Here is a 16203-nt window from a genome sequence, read left to right as displayed (position 1 = left end):
GCGGCTGCCGCCTGCGTTGGCAACCGCGGGTGTACACGGCTGCCACGCGGAGCGGCAGGAGCAGAGTCGGCGGGGACAGACCGGCGCAGACAGAGCCGGCCCGGACAGAGAGCTGGCTGGCCAGGGCCCACCCTACAACTGCAGCACTACCAGGGCCTGTAGAGCCGATTCGTCGGTGTTGGGGTCACCTAGCTTGTTACGCCAGTACTGGTACTCGATACCAAGGAACAGGTGCGATTCACCCCAGCCGAGGGCGTGGCCGATGTCCCAGCGGAATTGCGGCTGGGCCAGAATCCAGCTGGCCACCTCACCACCGAATTCGTTGCGCCGGCCATCGATGTATTCCATATGGCCTTCGATGCTGAATTTCTGCTCGCCAACGCTGAATGGATAGGCCCAGGCAAAGTCGACCATGAAGCTGTCGCTTTCCTTCGGCGCTCCGCCGCGGCCGACGCCTCGGCTGTCGTCGATATAGGCGGTGATGTCGGTGTTCAGAAAGGCAAAGCCGGGCGCATTCCAGTACAGACGCAAGCCAGGCAGGTATTTCCAGACCTTTGCATCATCGGCGTGATTGATTCCAAATACCCATCCAATGTCCTTGAATGGGCCAAAGCTCAGGTCCTTGCCACTTAACTTGCCGAATCCTCCGCCGACGTACAGCTCACCGTACAGATCGCTGTCATTGAAGCCATCGCTGCGGTTGTCGTCGATGATGTCGAGGAACACGAACAGTTCGATCTTTTCCCAGCCACTGGCATTCTGCAAGGTGACGATGGTGGTGTCGGCATCGCCGCCGCCGGCAAAGCTGGGGGTATCCAGGCTGCCGTGTTGCAGATGAATCTCGCTGGTTGACCAGATCGGCCCAGCCGAAGCCGTTTGGCTGCACAGCAGACCGAGCAGTGTGATGGCTGCGACCGTTCTTGGCACCGCTAGCGCCTGACTCATAACACCCCCCTTCACTTGGAAGCCGGAAACAGCAGGATTTTGCGTGTTGCGCCTGCGTTGTTGAGTGTGTTCAGTTCTGCAAGCCGTATTCTTTCTTCAAGGCGGCAACACGATCAGCATTGCTGCCCAGCCAGGCATCGAAGTCCTTGATCAGCTCGGCATGGTTCAAGGTCGACAGGTGGTAGCTGCCGCGATCGGCGGGCATGCTGTCAGCGAAACTCAGCTTGCCCTCCTCCGGCGTACCCTTCAGGGCATGACGGGCGACGTCGATATTGACGTAGGCAGAATCGATCCGTCCCACCGCCACACCTTTCAGCAGCTGGTCCATGCTGGTGCGCTCTTCGACCTTGTAGGTGCCAGCGGCCAGCGCATCGAGATAGGCAAAGGCGGTAAAGCCCATCACCGTGCCAATGGTTTGAATCGGCGTGCCTGGGTCGCGATCGCTTTGCACCATCAAGCCATCGACGTAATTGACCACTGGTTGGCTGTAACTCAATGCCGCGCCCTTTTTCGCGTCCTTGCCCCAGAAGGCGTTGTCCGGATACTTGAAATCGACCTTGCCAGCGATCAGCTCGGCATACAGCCGGGTCACCGGCAGCGGCCGATAGCGGAAGCTGTGGCCGCGATCCTGGCCGTAGGTATCCAGAACGGCGCGGGCAAAACCGCTGAATTCGCCCTTGGCGTCGCTGCGGTAGTGTGGGTAGTAGTCGAGGGCTTCAACGCCAATGGTGTACTCAGCCGCAGCGGCGGAGCCACCGAAAAATAGGAATACGCTGAACAGTGCGGCAGGCTTGCTCATCTGAGGCCTCCTGCAGTGCGCCGCTGATCGCGAATGTCGATCCGGAGCCGGACGATAGCGGTCGCAAGATCGTCCGTCTTCAGCCTACGTGGTTCCGGGCTCGCACACAATCAGCGCATCAATGATCTTGCTGCGCTGATCTCAGCCGGCGCGACGGCGCCCCAGCAGGCTGGTGATGGCCGATCCCAGCACCACCGACAGCGCGCCCAGCACACCAAGCCAACCCAGCGACTCAGGCGCCACCAGACCGGGCAGCCACCATTGGGCGAGTTCCATCGACAACAAGGTCAGCAGCGGGGTCAACGCCAATACCACCGACACCCGCGATGCCTCCCAGTGTGCCAGCGCCTCGGCAAAGGCACCGTAGGCGGCCAGGGTGTTCAAGGCGCAATACAGCAAGGCCAGCCACTGTCCCTGGTCGAGCCGCAGCAACGCTGCGGGGCTGGCGAAAGGCAGCAGACCCACGGCCGCGACGGCGTAGATAAAGCACAGGATCAAGGGCGAGCTGAGGTAGAGCAGCAACTGCTTCTGAATCAAGGCGTAGATCGCCCAGACCAGGGCGGCGACCACGATCATCCAGACCCCGAAGGTGTAGCGAGCGCCGCCGACCTGATCGAGCTGATCGGAAAAGAACCACCACATGCCCAGCGCAACCAGGGCCAGACCCAACCACTGTCCCAGCGAGAAGCGCTCCTTGAACACAAAGATTCCGCCGATGGCCATCAACAGCGGCGCCAACTGGATGATCAGCTGGGCATTGGCCGGCGTGGTGTAGTCCAAACCCAGCAGATAGAACACGTAGTTGCCGATCAGCATCAGCGCAGCCAGGCTCAGCCAGCCCCATTGACGACGACCGAGCTCGGCAAAGCGAGCAAATCCACCACGCAGTTGCAACCACAGCCCCAGGCCGAGGGCAGCAAAGCTGAAGCGAAACCAGGTCAGGGTAATGACATCGACCTCCTGCACCGCCACCTTCAAGGCGATCGGCAGGGTCGCCCAGAAGCCCGCGGTGGCCAGGGCCAGCAACAACCCAAGCTTCCAGCGGCCAGACACCGAATGCAGGGCCATGTGCTCGTTACTCCGGGAAAGCGTTCGACGGTAGCATCGGGATCAGAGCCCCAACAAGCCGGCTCTCGCGGCAACCAAGCGGTCGGTTCAGATCAGCCGGAGCGATGCACGTTTGGCCGGACTTTTCTTCGGCATTCGGGGTATGCTGCGCGGCGGCACAGTCGGTTGGAGGTCGCATGCGCTGCGCGAAGACATTCGGTTTCATCTTGCTGTTCAGTGTGTTGCTGGGCTGCGCCAGCGATGGCGGCAATGCGCGCAAGCTCGATCAAACCCTGTACACCTATCAGAGCACCCTGCGCTGGAGCGATTTTGCCGGCGCGCTGAGTTTCGTCGACCCCGAGCAACGAGAAGCCTTGGCCCTGTCCGATCTGGAGGCCCGCCGCTGGGCGCAGTATCAGGTGGCCGGCTACTACGTGCAGGGCTCCGAAATCACCGACGACGAAGTGAAACAAGTAGTTGAGTTGCGACTGATCAACAAGCACACCCAGGTCGAACGCAGCGTGATTGATCGTCAGATCTGGCGCTGGGACAGCAAGGCCAAGGCGTGGTGGTTGACCACGCCCTTGCCCGAGCTGGCTCGTTAGCCCGCCGGTTTGCGGAAGCGCAGGGTCATCCGGTCGGATTCGCCGATGGCCTGATATTTGGCGGCGTCGGCTTCGTCGTGGCGGTTACCCGGCGGCAACGACCAGACGCCGTTCGGGTGGTCCTTGGTGTCGGCCAGGTTGGCATTGATTTCGCTCTTCTCATCCAGCACGAAACCGGCCGCCGTGGCCAGTGCGATCACCTGTTGCTCGCTCATGTAGCCCGAGCGATCGCCCTCCGGCACATCGCTGTTGGCGCGATGCTCGACCACCCCGAGCACGCCGCCCGGCTTGAGCACCTCGAAGAAGCCCTTGAACATGCCGGGCGCAGCCCCGGCATTGATCCAGTTATGTACGTTGCGGAAGGTCAGCACCGCATCGGCCGAGGCCGGCGTGCCGAAGCTCGGCGTGGTCAGGCTGAACTCGACCAGCTCAACCTTGCGGTACTGCTGCGGCTGCGCTGCCAGCTTGTCGCGTAGCTTCTGATTGCTTTCGCTGTAGTAGCTGCGGGCGCGCTCACTGCTGGAGCTGGCCGGATCGATCAAGGCGGCGACCAGCTGGCCCTGCGGCGCCAGCCAGGGCGCCAGGATTTCGGTGTACCAACCGCCGCCAGGGGTGATTTCCACCACTCGCATGTTCGGTTGTATGCCGAAGAATTCCAGGGTTTGCTGCGGATGTCGCCACTGATCACGGGCAACATTGGCCGGATCGCGCCATTCACCGGCGATCGCCGCCTGCAGCGGCGACACTGGCTCGCTCGCTGGGGCCGCAGCCGGTTCCGGCACATTCGCAGCGGCGCTGGGCGCTGTATCGGTGCCAGGGGTGTTCGGGCCGCAACCGGCAAGCAAGGCAGCCAAACTGGCGGCAAGTAAGCGTCTCATCGGGAACCTCCAAGCTGTTCTAACCGGGGCAAGCGTAGCAGCCGGTCTGTGCTTGGCAAGTTTAGATCGGGGAATCCCCGGGACGAAGCGGCGGGCGACGGCGCAGCGCCGCCTGCCGTATCAGCTCAGTTTGCTACTGACAAAGGCTTTGAAACACACACCCGACCCATTCGGGGTGGTCGACAAAGGGATTGCGATTGCCCTGGTAGGTTTCGATCAGCGCGTTGCGCAGCTGCTCGGCTTCGGTCGGCGGGTCCTCGGCATGCCACTGCAGCAGCACGCTGAGCGATCCCATATAGGCAACGCTGGCATTGCCGGCACTGGCGCTGACCAGACTCATATTGTCGGTCAGGCGCAGATCCGGTTCGGCGGCACCGCTGCCACCATGGGTTCCGCCCTCGTAGCGCACGTCCATGTAGAACATCGCCCGCGCCACATCGCCTTTCAGCTTGCTCCAGACTTGCCACACGCTGCCATTGGCCCAGTTCGAATTGCCCGGAAAGCTGCCGCTGCCGCCGCCCTGGCCGGCGTTGGCCTGGGTCGGATACTCGGTGCAACTGGCCGTGCAATTGCCAAACGGCAGATTGCCGCGCGAGCTGTTGTAGCTGGAATCGGACAGCATCAGCATGTGCATGTCGGTGTACGGATAGTTGCTCGGCACATCGTCAGGGAAGCCATAGGACTTCGGCCACGTGTGTTCGCGATTGTAGAAATCGTTGCCGCCACCAGCCTTGGCGTACGAGGCATTCTTGTAGATATCAAGGATGCGGCTACTGTTGAGCGGATCCTGGTCGGCCTGCTCAAGTACATCCCAGGTGTCGGTGGTGCTGGCGCTGTAGGGAAAGCGGGTGTGGTCGTCGATGATGGCGTGCAGCGAGCTGCGCAGGGCGCTGGAACTGCTGGTGTTGACACCCGCGTAGTAGCCGCTGCCACCACCGCTGGCCGGAGTGTAGTCGGCCACCAGACTGACCCCGCTGAAGCTGCTGTAGGCGCGCAGCATGACGTGCCAGGTGCCGGCCTGCGGTGCGGCAAAGCTGCAGGTTTCGGCATTGCCACTCCTGTAGGGCCGACAGTCATAACTGCTGGTACTGGGTGCAGAACCAAACTTCACGTACAAATCAGCGTCTCCGCTGCCACCACTGCTGACGATACTGAGGTTGCTGGCACCGGCCGGCACGCTGAAGGTATAGCTGAGACTGCTGTTGCTGGCGGCAGCGAGGCCGGTGACGGGCACGGCCTTGCTGAGCGTCGCACCGCCCGGCGGGGGCGGCGGCGGCGCGCTCGGCTCACTGAAACTGCCGACCAGACTGAGTCCCGTGAAGCTGCTGTAGGCACGCACCATCACGTAATAGGTGCCGGCACTGGGCGTTGCAAAGCTGCAGCTTTCGCTGTTGCCGTTCTTGTACGGGCGACAGTCGTAACTGCTGGTGCTAGGTGCAGAACCAAACTTGACGTACAGATCGGCATCGCCGCTGCCGCCGCTGGTGGCAATGCTGAGATTGCTGGCACCGGCCGGTACGATCATCCGATACTCCAGCGCCTGGCCGGTGCCGGCCGCCAGACCGCTGCGGGCAACGCCGTTGACCAGCTCGCCGGGGCTGGGTGGCGGGCTGCCGCCGCCGCTGAAACTTTGCCCAGGGTTACAGCTGCCAAAGCTGGCGGCACTCGGCGCCTGCCAGCTGAAATCGCCGGCGCTGCTGCCGCTGCCACTCAACTGCAGGCTATGACCCACCGCTGTACTGGTGGTTTCGGCCTGGCCGATATCGCTGCTGGTCAAGCCGGCGGCGGGGCCATCGGTGGCGCTGAAACTGCCTTCATAGCTGAGGAACTGCACCACCTGACCGCTGGCATTGACCAGCGCCAGACCATCCGGAGAGCCGTTCTGGATGCCCGGTGCGGCGACCACCACCGTGCCATATCCGCCGCATTGGTTAGCTGCGCTGCCGCTGAGGTTCAGCGTGGCATAGCGTGCGCCGCCGCCACCGTTGTACAGCACCACGCTCCAGCCGCTGAGGTTGGTGCCAGCCGGCGCAATGATTTCAACGTTCTCGCCGCTATCGGTGCCGCTGTTGTCGTAGTGAAACTCGTTGATGAAGACGTCTGCGCGGGCGGCGCCCGCAAGCAGGCAAAGGCCGACCAGCGGCCCGGTCATGAAGCGCGTATGCATCCTGAGGTCCCCAAGTTGTGGGTCGCTCCATGACCCGTCTGAAAAGACAGCAATCGAAGCAAGGCGGCCATCTCCCCTGGCCGAGCCGCGCAGCTTGCAATCTCCCCATGGCAGGCTGGTGACACGACGATGACGGCGCCGCTGCATTCTAAACAGATTGTGAACAAGTTCACAATCTGTTCAGACTTTGTCCTATCAGGCTGCTGCTCGGACGACCTGGGCCACAACCGGATCAGGGGCTGTCGCTGACCGGACGATGGGTGAAAAAGGCGATCAAGGCCTGGTCGGGACCCAGTCGATCAATGAACAGCCCCTCGCCGCTGCGACCGGGGCCGCCGAACCAGGTGCCTTGGATATAGTCGGCGCCACTTTGCGTGGCGAAGCCCTGTTGCCGACAGGCCTGCCCGGCCGGGTTGTCGGCCAGGCGCAGCACGGCATAGCCGCCGCGGCCGAAGCCGCCGCTGTCCTCGCCCTCACTGATCCAGTTGAATTCGGCGCTGTCGCAATCGGTAAAGCGCAGACGAAGCTCGCCCCAGCGGCGGGTTTGCAACTGCTCGGTCTGAAAGGCATCGCCAAAGCCAGTACCGCTGGCGCTGAACGATGCCTGCGCCACCCAGGCATCGCCCTGGCGGCTGGCCACGCCAACAATCCAGTACTGACTGCCGATGTGATCCGGATTCACTGCTGTCGACGCTGCCGGCGGCAGGTAGAGTACAAAGGTGGCGCCATCGAGCCCGCCCAGACCATCGCGGACCACATCGCGCAGATACTGGCCGTCGCGGTAGGCGGCGACGCGGTTGACCTGGTCACCGGTCACCCACAGCTCACCATCGGGCCCATAGGTGAGGCCGGTGGGCCGGAAGCCTGGACGCAACACCGTGCCGAGCAGAGCGCCGTCGCTGACGCGGAAGCGCAACACCGTACCGCTGCCCTCGCTGGCGACCAGGGCCGACTCACCGCCGGGCTCGAACAGGATGGCCCGGGTATGGCGCAGGCCGCCGAGTCCGGGCGCCACCCACTGGGTGGTCTGACCGGTGCTCGGGTCGTAGCGCACCACATTATTGCTGTCGTAGCCGGGCACATAGAGCTTGCCGTCGGGGCCGAAGCTAAGCCCGTTGTCGGCGCCGCGCAAACCGGCAGCATTGGCCGAAACCACGGTGCCTTTGAGTGCGCCGCTGGTGCCATCGAAGCGCAGCACGCTGCTCGATTGGTAGCCGCCGACATAGACATCGCCGTCCGGCCCGATCGCCACGCCGGTGGGGCCGATATCGCCGGCGGCAACGAAGCGGTCAACGAAGGCCAGGGTGCGGGCGTCATAGCGCAGGATCTCGCCACTGCCCTCGCTCACCACGTACAGCTTGCCCAGGTGCAGGGCGATCGCCTGGGCACCGCTCAAGCGGCGCGGCTGGGCCTGGTCGAGTACCTGTTGCGACTCACCGCTGCACGCGTCGAAGACGTGCACATTGGAGTAGTAGCCGGAAACCAGGACCTGCCCGCAGGACTGGGCGACAGCCGGCGCAGCGCTGGCAAGCCCCAGCCAGACGATGGCGATGGCATAAAGCAGGAAACTACGATTGTTCGACATATTGATCTACCGAGAGAAAACACCGCGGCAGACTGCGTCGAGCGTGGTCAAAGAGTCCCGAAATTTTGCCGAATTCGCGACGAATCAGTTACTTGGAGGCCCTGCCTGCACGCGATCAGCGGCCGGCCTCGAGCCACTCCAGCGCGTGCAGATCGCCGGCATCGGCATTGTGGCGCACGCTGAGCAGTTCGCCCTGAGCCGTGCGGGCCAAGCCGGCGAAGGGATTGAACACCTCGTCTGCTGGCAGTTCGAGGCGACTGGGCCGCTGTCCTTGCGGGTCCAGCCAGACCAGCTCATGCCGCTGCAAGTCGCTGCGTCGCCAGTACAGCAGGCCGCCATCCTCGATCCGCCAATCGAGAAAGTGACTGTCTTCGCCCACCGCTGCACCGAGCGCCAGGGTCTGCACATCAAGCTGTCGCACGCCGCGCTGCAGATACTGCCGAATCCACAGCTGCCCCTCGCCACTGCGCACTGCAATGGCTGCAATACCGGTGGGCTCGGCGCGCTGGATTTCGCCATCGACCAGACGCAGACGCAGCAGTTCGCTGTGCCCAGGGTTGTCGATCCGACTGCCGATGGCAAACCAGTGCTGGTCGACCCGAGCCAGTTCGCTGACCTGATACGGGGCGAGATCGATGGTGTTTGTCTGTGGCCGATGCAGCCAGCGGCGCTGCAGTTGCCACTGGCTGCCCTCGCGTACGCTCAACAGGAACGAATCCTGATCCCACCACAGCGGCCGACCGAAAGCATCGGCCGGCGAGCTCAGAGGCTGCGCTGGCGCGTCGAGTACCGGCAGCCACCACAGTTCGGCCGGCCCGCGTCGATTGGACACGAACAGCAGACCACCGCTGGGGTGTGGGGTAGGGAACTGATCGCTGCCCTGCTCGCTCGGGGCCAGGGGTCGTGCCTGATCGCCAACGCCCCGCCAAAGCACGCTGGCACTGGCCGGCTGTTCGGCGACCCAGAGATCAGCGTCGGCGGCTCGACTTGGCTGCACCAGGTGGGGCCCGTCGATCGGATGTCGGCTGCCGCTGAGGTCCACCTGCCACCAGGACGGCCGCGCCGTGCCGGCAGCCACCACCAGCCAGCCACGGCCGTCGGCCAGCCAGTCAAAGCCGGCCAGACCGGAAGCAAAGCGGGTGACCTGACGAGCCTGACTGCCATCGACCGCCATCACCCATAGTTCGGTAGCCTGCCGCGCGCTGCGCAGAAAGGCCCAGTGGCCACGATCCGGTGACAATCGCGGCTGATAGTCTGCCTGGGCCTCGGCGCGCGGATAGTCGAGCAGGCGGCGTTCGCCGCTGAGCAGATCGAGCAAGACCAGATGCAAGGCACGCTGCGTTGATTCCATTCGATCGGTGACCAGCAGGGCGCGATCATCCGGACTCCAGGCGAACGGTGGCGCGATATCGCGGAAACAGTCCCCGACCTGCTGCTGCTGACCATCGGCCAGTCGATGGATGACAAAGCGACAGCCTTGATCGTCAATTCGCAGCCAGGCCAGGCGGTCGCCGCGGTTGGACCAGGCCGGCTGCAGCTCGAGGGCGGTATCGGCAGATGAAAGAAGCTGCGGCGGCGTCGCCAGGCCCGGCTGGCGCAGATGCACTTTCCAGACGCCCCCCGGGGCCAGCGGTCGCACGTAGGCGAGAAGGCGACCATCCGGACTCAGTGCTGCCTGCCGATCCGGCCCGGGCTCGAAACTCAGCCGTGCGCCGACCCGCAGCTGCCCATCGGGCGGCGCTGTGCTGGTTTCCTGACGTACAACCCACCAAGATGCCAAGGCCACGGCCAGCAGGCTCAGCAAGGTCAGCGTCACGCTCGAAGCGCGGTGCCGCGGCGGGCGGCTGTCGGCATCATCACTTGAGTTCGATGGCGCTTTCCCATCGAGCCAACTCACCTGCAACTCCAGGCGGTAGCCGTGCTTGGGGATGGTACGCAAGCCGGCACGCAATTCCTCACCCAGACCGCGGCGAATTTCCGTGATCGCCTGCACCAACACATCGGGCACCCGCGGCTGGCCAGACCACACGCTGTCGAGCAGCTGCTCTTTGCCTATGGTTTCACCGGCATGCTGCAGCAACTGCCAAAGCACCTGGCAGGCCTTTGGAGACAGCTTGTGGCCGTTGTCAAACTGCAGCGTGCCAAAATCGAACTCGATGATGGGATGAGCGCCTGAACACTCGTCTGGCAGGAGGCGAATGCGCCCATTGGCCGGGGCAGTGTTGAGTGCAGATCGCTGGTCCATGCAACTACCCTGCGCTCAGGGCCGATGGGCACGCGCCAGGTAATCCTCGCTTTGCATCTCGATCAGTCGACTCTCGGTACGACTGAACTCAGCGCTAAGTTTTTCGCCGCGATAGAGATCGGTCAGCGCAACTTCGGCCGAAACAATCAGGTTCACGCTGCGATCGTAAAACTCATCGACCAAGTGGATGAAGCGTTTGGCCGCATTGTCGCGGGTGGCATCGAACTGCGGCACATGAGCCAACAGCACGGTGTGGAAGTCACGCGCGATCTCGATGTAATCGGCCACCGCCCGTGGGCCATCGCAAAGCGCATGAAAATCGAACCAGGCCACGCCCTCGCTGTAGTCGATGGCCGGAATGGGCCGACCGTTGATATGCAACGGCTCGCCTTCGCGCACGGTGTCCTGGGTCAGCTTTTCGTAGAACTGTTCCAGGGCAATCTCGGCCTGGCCGTTCAGTGGCCAGTGATACACCGGTGCCTGAGTCAGGGTGCGCAGCCGGTAGTCCTGGCTGCTCTCCATGTAGTGGACCACGCAGTGCTGCTTGATCTGATCAATCGCCGGCAGGAAGCGCGTGCGTTGCAGCCCGTCCTTGTACAGTTGATCGGGCATGGTATTGGAGGTGGTGACCAACACCACACGTCGTTCAAACAGCTTGAACAGCAGGCGACCGAGAATCATTGCGTCGCCAATGTCGCTGACGAAGAACTCATCCAGGCAGAGCAGGGCGCATTCGCCTGCGATATCGTCGGCCACATCAGCCAGCGGATCGCTGCGCCCGGCCAGGGTCAACAGTCGCGCGTGCACATCGCCCATGAAGCGATGAAAGTGCACGCGGCGCTTGCGCTCGATCGGCAAGTGCTCAAAGAACAGATCGACCAGAAAGGTCTTGCCGCGGCCGACTCCGCCCCAAAGATACAATCCATTGACCGGATCGTTGGGCGTCAGACGGCGCTGCAGGCTGCGCCACAGTCCACCGCCCTGCTGAACACTGAGTTCGGTGTGAATGCGATCGAAATGCAGCAGGACCTGGCGCTGCGCCGGGTCGTCCTGCCAGCGCCCGTTGGCGACGCCCTCGTTGTAAGCCTTGGAGGGTGCGATGGGACGCTGGTCGGGCGCTCGGGTCACGCCTTGCGCACGGGCGGCAGGTTGCTGCGCACGCCATTCTTGATCGCCCCGCGCAGATCCATCAGGCGGCGATGAAAGAAATGGCCGGTTTCCGGCATGCGGATCAAGGTCGGGCGTTCGGCCGCTGCAATGGCATCGAGCCAGTCATAGACGTTCTGCGGATCGACCACGTCGTCATCTTCGCCCTGCACCACCAGCCAGGGGCAATTCGGCGGCAGCACGGCGGAGAAATCCCAGCGCCCGGCCGGCGGGGCGATCGAAATCATCTGCTTGGGCTTGAGGTGGCGCGCCGCCAGCAGGGATACGTAGGCGCCGAAGGAAAAGCCGGCCAACCACAGCGCATCGTGCGGGCAGCGCGCCTGCACCCACTCGGCCACCGCCAGCAGATCCAGCGTCTCGCCGCGGCCATTGTCGTGTTCGCCGGCCGATTGACCGACGCCACGGAAATTGAACCGCACCGTATTCAGGCCCAGCTCGCGCAGGCTGCGGTCGAGCATGGTCACCACCTTGTTGTGCATGGTGCCGCCGTGCAACGGGTGCGGATGGCAGATCACCGCCACCCCGGCCCGCGCCTGCTCCGGCTCGGCCAGCTCAACCACGACTTCCAGCGGGCCGGCGGGCCCGGGAAGCAGCAGTTCTTGCGCTACCGGTGGAAATGGAATGCTGTGCTCGGTCATGACGAAAAATGGGTGAGGGCGCAGGCGATCATACCGGAGTCGGCCGCCCGACTCGGTAGCGGAACGGCCCGACTCAGGGCTGGCGCAGTTTCGTCAGATCGAAAATCGCCAGCACCGGATCATGGTCAGAGGCGCCGTAGGGGCTGCTGTCCGTGCCACGCTTGTAGCCGAACAGCTGCGATTCGGCGCTGTTCGCCGGCCAACTGGTAGCGAAAAGTAAGGCCGACTGCAATTCCGGACTGATCAGGATGTGGTCGAGTCGACCGGCCCGCCCGTCGAATCGATAACTGGTCGGGCGTGGACCCTCGCCATTCAGCGGCAAGGCATCACGCCAGCCAAGACTGCGCAGCAGGCGCAATGGGTCTTCCTGGCTGTGCGCATTGAGATCACCGATCAGCAGCCGGTAGGGACTGCCCGAGCCGGTCGGATCCTCCTTGATCCAGGCATCCAGGGCACGCGCGGCTTCCACTCGGGCCTGGTTCCAGCAGCCCTGGCCATCGCCCTGATCACGATTGCCCAGCTCATTGTCGCCACTCGGGCAGCCGCCTTTCGACTTCAGGTGATTGGCCACCACGGTGAACGGCACGCCGCCGTCCGCACTGCGGAAGCTCTGCGCCAGGGGCGGCCGGCGGCCGTCGCCGAACGGACCGCGCGCCAGGCTGAGTGGCTCGCCCACCGGCTGCAGCAGATCAGCGCGATAGATCAGCGCCACCCGGATCGGGTCCTGGCGCAGGTCGGCATCGGCGACCAACTGGTAGCGCGGTGGCTCAGCGCCCTCGGGCACGCTCGACACCGCCAGCAGCTGCTTGTTCAGTTCGGCCAGCAGATCGCTGATGGCAGCCTTGGCGTCATTGCCATCGTTTTCCACTTCGGACAGCGCGGCGATATCCGGCCGCAAGGCGGAGATCAGCTGGACCAGCTTGTCGCGTTGGCGTCGATACTCGGCCAGGCTGGCGGCGCCGCGTTCGGTCGGAAAGCCCTTGCCGCGACCATCGCCATTGAACAGGTTGTGCAGGTTGATGCCGGCCACGCGCAGGCCCTCGGGACCGCTCGGCGGCGGTGGCCGTTCGGCATGCTCGATGGTGCCGAGCTTGGCGGTGAGCTGCAATCGGCGCTGACCGAAGCGCTGGTCGAGCACGCCCTCGACGTCGAACAGCCGGCTGCCGGCACGCAGACTGTGCTCGGCATCCGGCATCTGCTCCAGGAACCACAGTCGTTCGGGATGGCTGCTTTGCCGGGCATCATCGAGCAACAGAGAACGGCGCAGATTGTCTTCGGCCAGCGCGCGTGACTTTGGTCCCGGCGGGTGCAGTTCGGTCGGGTTGAACAGTTCGCCGTCGAAGGCGGTGACCAGTTCGCCATAGCTGTGCAGGCTGGCATTACCCGTCACCGTCAGCGGCGCCTTGATCCGAATCCACATGCCTTCAAGGGCTTCCCAGTCCTGAAGTCGCCGCGGCGCCTGCTGCAGCTCGGTAATCCGTACCGCTGCCCGCCCCAGCACCTCAATCTTGGCTTCGCTGAGCGTGGTCATGCTGGCCGCGCCATCGCCGCGTTCCACCACCCGCCCGTGAACACTCAGACGATCGCCGCGGCGAATCTTTGGCTGCTGGCCCTTGGCCCACTCGACAAACACGGCATCTGCCGTGGCCAGATCGCCGTCTTCAGCGCCGGTGGCATCCTGCAGGAAGAACCCACCGAGGCCGTTAACCACATTAGCGGTCACCACGCCCTGGACACTGACCGTACGGCCCTCGTAGGGGCTGCGTGTATCGCGCCCCTGCAAGGCGCCGATATTGCGCAGCGCAGACTCTTCAAGGCTGGCAACCGGACCGGCGTTCGTCTCAGCGCCCGGCTGACAGCCGAGCAGCAGGCCCAGGCTCAGGGCCAGCGCGGCCGGCCGCAGCAGGCGATGACACGAAAACGCCGCCTCTAGGGCGGCGTTGACGGGCGATTGCCGGGCCTGGGTCACTGCAGATTGCCCAGCATCCATTTCACCGTCGCCGCCACCTGGGCGTCGGTCAGTGACGGGTTACCGCCGCGCGCCGGCATCAGGCCGGCCTCGCCCTGGAAGCCCTCGATGGCATGCTTGATCAGGGTTTCCTCACCCTTGCCGATGCGTGCCGCCCAGGCGGCCTGCTCCATCTTCGGCGCACCACCGGCACCGGAATCATGGCAGGCGCCACACAGGTTGCCGTAGATCACTGAGCCGTCCTCGGTGCCACCGTAAGCCACCTGTGCGGCGGCCGCGGCGCGCGCCGCTTCAGCGGCAGCGGCCAGGGCGGCGGCGCCGGTTTCGCCGGCATACACCGCACCGTACGGCTGCAGGCGGGCTTCGACGCCACCTTCGATGGCATCTTCAGCAGCCACCGCGCGGTCGCTGTGCAGCCACATGGCGCCCAGAATCAGACCGAGGGTCACTACCACCAAGAAGGCGATAACCATCGAGAAATGCTTGAGGAATTCGATGTCGTAATTGCGCACTTGCGCACCTGCCGGGCAACGGTAAGCGTTGCGGTAGCCAAACCAGCTGCGCAGTATAGCGACGACGGATTGATCCGAAAACCGTCTAAGCAACCGCCCGTGTCAAGAAACCTGGCGACGGCGATGAAAAAACAACCCCAGATTGATCAGGGCCAACACCAGCACCCCCGCCAGCCCCGCTGGTCCGCGCCACAGGTCGCTGGCGCCGACCACAAACAGCACCACGCCACCGGTGGCATTGAGTACGCCGTGCGCCAACACCGGCGCCAGCAGGCTGCCGGCGCGGTCGCGCAAATAACCAAACAACGGCGCTGCGCTGACGCAGAACAGCACCATCATGGCCAAGCCCCAGTAGGGATGATCGGGATAATTATGACCGCGCAGGATGGCCGGCCAATGCCAGACGCCCCAGACCACGCCGATCAGAGCGTGACAGCGCCAGAACCCAAGCCGGGCCCAGTGCTGCTGCAAATAGCCGCGCCAGCCCAGCTCTTCGCCCAGCGCGCCAAGCGCATTGATGGTGGCGCCGGCCAGCAGGCCACCGATCACGATCTGCGCGATCATCGCCAGCACCAGCCATTCGCCCAATGCTTCCAGCTGAGAGCGGGCAGCGGCCTGTTGCTCCGGGGCCACCGCCAGCAGGATCACTTCACGTACAGCAACAATGTCAACGCTAAGGGAGACGCCAGGCGCCAGCACCGAAAGCAGCACATGAGCCAGTGCAAATGGCAGGGGCGCCAGCCAGGCGACCAGCAGCCAGGGGCTCCAGCGCCATAGTGGGCCGAGACTGCGTAGCGGCTGTTTTTCCACCAGGCAGCGAGCGGCTATCGCCCCCAGGCCCGGTCCCCACATATAGACCATCAGCATCAAGGCCAGACCCAGCGGCTCGGGTTGCCAGACGCGATAGGTCAATTCGGCCAGACCCCAGCTGAAGCCGAAGCTGACGCCCAGAAACACCCAGAGTGATCGCATGCCCATTCTCGCGATACCGACAGGGGCCTACCTTAGCGCTTGGACGGCAGGTTGCGGCAAGCCTGCGACGAAAGCCGCGAAACCGACGATGCGGCATCCACCCGAGAGGATGATCTGGCCGACGCCAGCAGGCCAACCGGCCGCTGAGACTCATTCCAGCCGCGCTTTGCCGCCACCGGCTTGCCGTAGCCTGTCGAACGGTTTGCCGGAAATCAAACATTGCGGGTTTGCTTTCCGAGCGCGCCGTCCTTGGCGCGCGATATCAGGCTGCTGAGTCTCAGCCGCCTGCTAGCTAGGCGTAAACGTTCAACAAGGTGCCGACGCTGCCTGAGCTGGCCAGACCCGGGGTAGGCAGAGCCTGCACCAGGGCGGCGGCGGCCGCGGCCTGCATGTTGAGCGCCGTTTTCAGCACTTGGGTCTGGATAGCCTGCTGCGCCTGGGCCTGACTCAGACCGACGGCGGTATTGATGATGCTGGCGCTAAGCGAATCCATGGGGCTGGGCGATTTCCACCTGACTACAAGGGGCTTATCGACAGCGGGCGGGAAAACTTTAGCCCGGATATTTCATGAGGGGGCGCGGATGATCACCGAGGACTTTGCGTCGAGTGCAAGGCGCGACGAGCCCAAGTGGTGGGCCCACTTGGGCGAGAAGCAACGCGGCAATCGGCGCAAA

General features: G+C 64.0%; 14 protein-coding genes. 1 reads left to right on the top strand and 13 read right to left on the bottom strand.

What is annotated here, in order from left to right:
- Positions 1–132: 132 nt before the first annotated feature.
- From IFO71_RS14005 to IFO71_RS13995, 3 genes are all read right to left on the bottom strand, one after another.
- Positions 133–945 carry an outer membrane protein OmpK gene (locus IFO71_RS14005; RefSeq protein ID WP_192030269.1) on the bottom strand — a complete coding sequence of 271 codons (813 nt, stop codon included), beginning with the start codon at positions 943–945 and terminating at the stop codon, positions 133–135.
- 70 nt (positions 946–1015) lie between these two features.
- Positions 1016–1744: a substrate-binding periplasmic protein gene (locus tag IFO71_RS14000; protein WP_192030268.1), complete on the bottom strand. Its 729-nt coding sequence runs from the start codon at positions 1742–1744 to the stop codon at positions 1016–1018.
- A 141-nt stretch (positions 1745–1885) separates the two neighbouring features.
- The gene (locus IFO71_RS13995) at positions 1886–2812 is read right to left on the bottom strand and encodes a DMT family transporter (protein ID WP_225444647.1); all 927 of its coding nucleotides are present in this window, start codon (positions 2810–2812) and stop codon (positions 1886–1888) included.
- A 176-nt stretch (positions 2813–2988) separates the two neighbouring features.
- Here IFO71_RS13995 and IFO71_RS13990 point away from each other — a divergent pair, with 176 nt between their 5' ends.
- Entirely contained in the window at positions 2989–3396 is a 408-nt protein-coding gene (locus IFO71_RS13990) for a hypothetical protein (RefSeq protein WP_192030267.1), read from the top strand.
- On the opposite strand, the gene IFO71_RS13985 is transcribed toward IFO71_RS13990, so the two are convergent.
- The 10 genes from IFO71_RS13985 to IFO71_RS13940 form a co-directional block, all read right to left on the bottom strand.
- Complete coding sequence (locus IFO71_RS13985) at positions 3393–4274, bottom strand: class I SAM-dependent methyltransferase (protein WP_225444646.1); 882 nt, start codon at positions 4272–4274, stop codon at positions 3393–3395. The genes IFO71_RS13990 and IFO71_RS13985 overlap by 4 nt on opposite strands.
- Before the next feature lie 133 nt (positions 4275–4407).
- On the bottom strand, positions 4408–6441 hold the full coding sequence (locus tag IFO71_RS13980; RefSeq protein ID WP_192030266.1) for a pre-peptidase C-terminal domain-containing protein: 2034 nt from the start codon (positions 6439–6441) through the stop codon (positions 4408–4410).
- A 232-nt stretch (positions 6442–6673) separates the two neighbouring features.
- Complete coding sequence (locus IFO71_RS13975; RefSeq protein WP_192030265.1) at positions 6674–8026, bottom strand: Vgb family protein; 1353 nt, start codon at positions 8024–8026, stop codon at positions 6674–6676.
- 115 nt (positions 8027–8141) lie between these two features.
- A complete protein-coding gene (locus tag IFO71_RS13970; RefSeq protein WP_192030264.1) occupies positions 8142–10271 on the bottom strand; it encodes a winged helix-turn-helix domain-containing protein in 2130 nt (709 codons plus the stop codon).
- Between the two features lie 15 nt (positions 10272–10286).
- Positions 10287–11399 (bottom strand): cell division protein ZapE, encoded by a 1113-nt coding sequence (gene zapE / locus IFO71_RS13965; protein WP_332309379.1) that lies wholly within the window; start codon positions 11397–11399, stop codon positions 10287–10289.
- Positions 11396–12076, bottom strand: a complete 681-nt coding sequence (locus IFO71_RS13960) for an alpha/beta hydrolase (protein ID WP_192030263.1) — start codon at positions 12074–12076, stop codon at positions 11396–11398. Before IFO71_RS13960 ends, zapE begins: the two co-directional genes overlap by 4 nt.
- Before the next feature lie 73 nt (positions 12077–12149).
- Positions 12150–14066 carry an ExeM/NucH family extracellular endonuclease gene (locus IFO71_RS13955; protein WP_192030262.1) on the bottom strand — a complete coding sequence of 639 codons (1917 nt, stop codon included), beginning with the start codon at positions 14064–14066 and terminating at the stop codon, positions 12150–12152.
- Positions 14042–14557 carry a c-type cytochrome gene (locus tag IFO71_RS13950; RefSeq protein ID WP_192030261.1) on the bottom strand — a complete coding sequence of 172 codons (516 nt, stop codon included), beginning with the start codon at positions 14555–14557 and terminating at the stop codon, positions 14042–14044. Before IFO71_RS13950 ends, IFO71_RS13955 begins: the two co-directional genes overlap by 25 nt.
- Positions 14558–14659: 102 nt before the next feature.
- Positions 14660–15529 carry a CPBP family intramembrane glutamic endopeptidase gene (locus tag IFO71_RS13945; RefSeq protein WP_192030260.1) on the bottom strand — a complete coding sequence of 290 codons (870 nt, stop codon included), beginning with the start codon at positions 15527–15529 and terminating at the stop codon, positions 14660–14662.
- 292 nt (positions 15530–15821) lie between these two features.
- On the bottom strand, positions 15822–16022 hold the full coding sequence (locus IFO71_RS13940; protein WP_192030259.1) for a putative motility protein: 201 nt from the start codon (positions 16020–16022) through the stop codon (positions 15822–15824).
- Positions 16023–16203 lie beyond the last annotated feature (181 nt).

Source organism: Pseudomarimonas arenosa (assembly GCF_014841215.1).
Taxonomy (GTDB): Bacteria; Pseudomonadota; Gammaproteobacteria; order Xanthomonadales; family Xanthomonadaceae; genus Pseudomarimonas; species Pseudomarimonas arenosa.
The sequence above is the reverse complement of the archived record's forward strand: the minus strand, read 5'-3'. Positions and strand labels throughout refer to the sequence as shown.

Coding starts and splice junctions, on each gene's coding strand:
- IFO71_RS14005 (WP_192030269.1), bottom strand. CDS start 945: ATGAGTCAGGCGCTAGCGGTGCCAAGAACGGTCGCAGCCATCACACTG.
- IFO71_RS14000 (WP_192030268.1), bottom strand. CDS start 1,744: ATGAGCAAGCCTGCCGCACTGTTCAGCGTATTCCTATTTTTCGGTGGC.
- IFO71_RS13995 (WP_225444647.1), bottom strand. CDS start 2,812: ATGGCCCTGCATTCGGTGTCTGGCCGCTGGAAGCTTGGGTTGTTGCTG.
- IFO71_RS13990 (WP_192030267.1), top strand. CDS start 2,989: ATGCGCTGCGCGAAGACATTCGGTTTCATCTTGCTGTTCAGTGTGTTG.
- IFO71_RS13985 (WP_225444646.1), bottom strand. CDS start 4,274: ATGAGACGCTTACTTGCCGCCAGTTTGGCTGCCTTGCTTGCCGGTTGC.
- IFO71_RS13980 (WP_192030266.1), bottom strand. CDS start 6,441: ATGCATACGCGCTTCATGACCGGGCCGCTGGTCGGCCTTTGCCTGCTT.
- IFO71_RS13975 (WP_192030265.1), bottom strand. CDS start 8,026: ATGTCGAACAATCGTAGTTTCCTGCTTTATGCCATCGCCATCGTCTGG.
- IFO71_RS13970 (WP_192030264.1), bottom strand. CDS start 10,271: ATGGACCAGCGATCTGCACTCAACACTGCCCCGGCCAATGGGCGCATT.
- IFO71_RS13960 (WP_192030263.1), bottom strand. CDS start 12,076: ATGACCGAGCACAGCATTCCATTTCCACCGGTAGCGCAAGAACTGCTG.
- IFO71_RS13955 (WP_192030262.1), bottom strand. CDS start 14,066: ATGGATGCTGGGCAATCTGCAGTGACCCAGGCCCGGCAATCGCCCGTC.
- IFO71_RS13945 (WP_192030260.1), bottom strand. CDS start 15,529: ATGCGATCACTCTGGGTGTTTCTGGGCGTCAGCTTCGGCTTCAGCTGG.
- IFO71_RS13940 (WP_192030259.1), bottom strand. CDS start 16,022: ATGGATTCGCTTAGCGCCAGCATCATCAATACCGCCGTCGGTCTGAGT.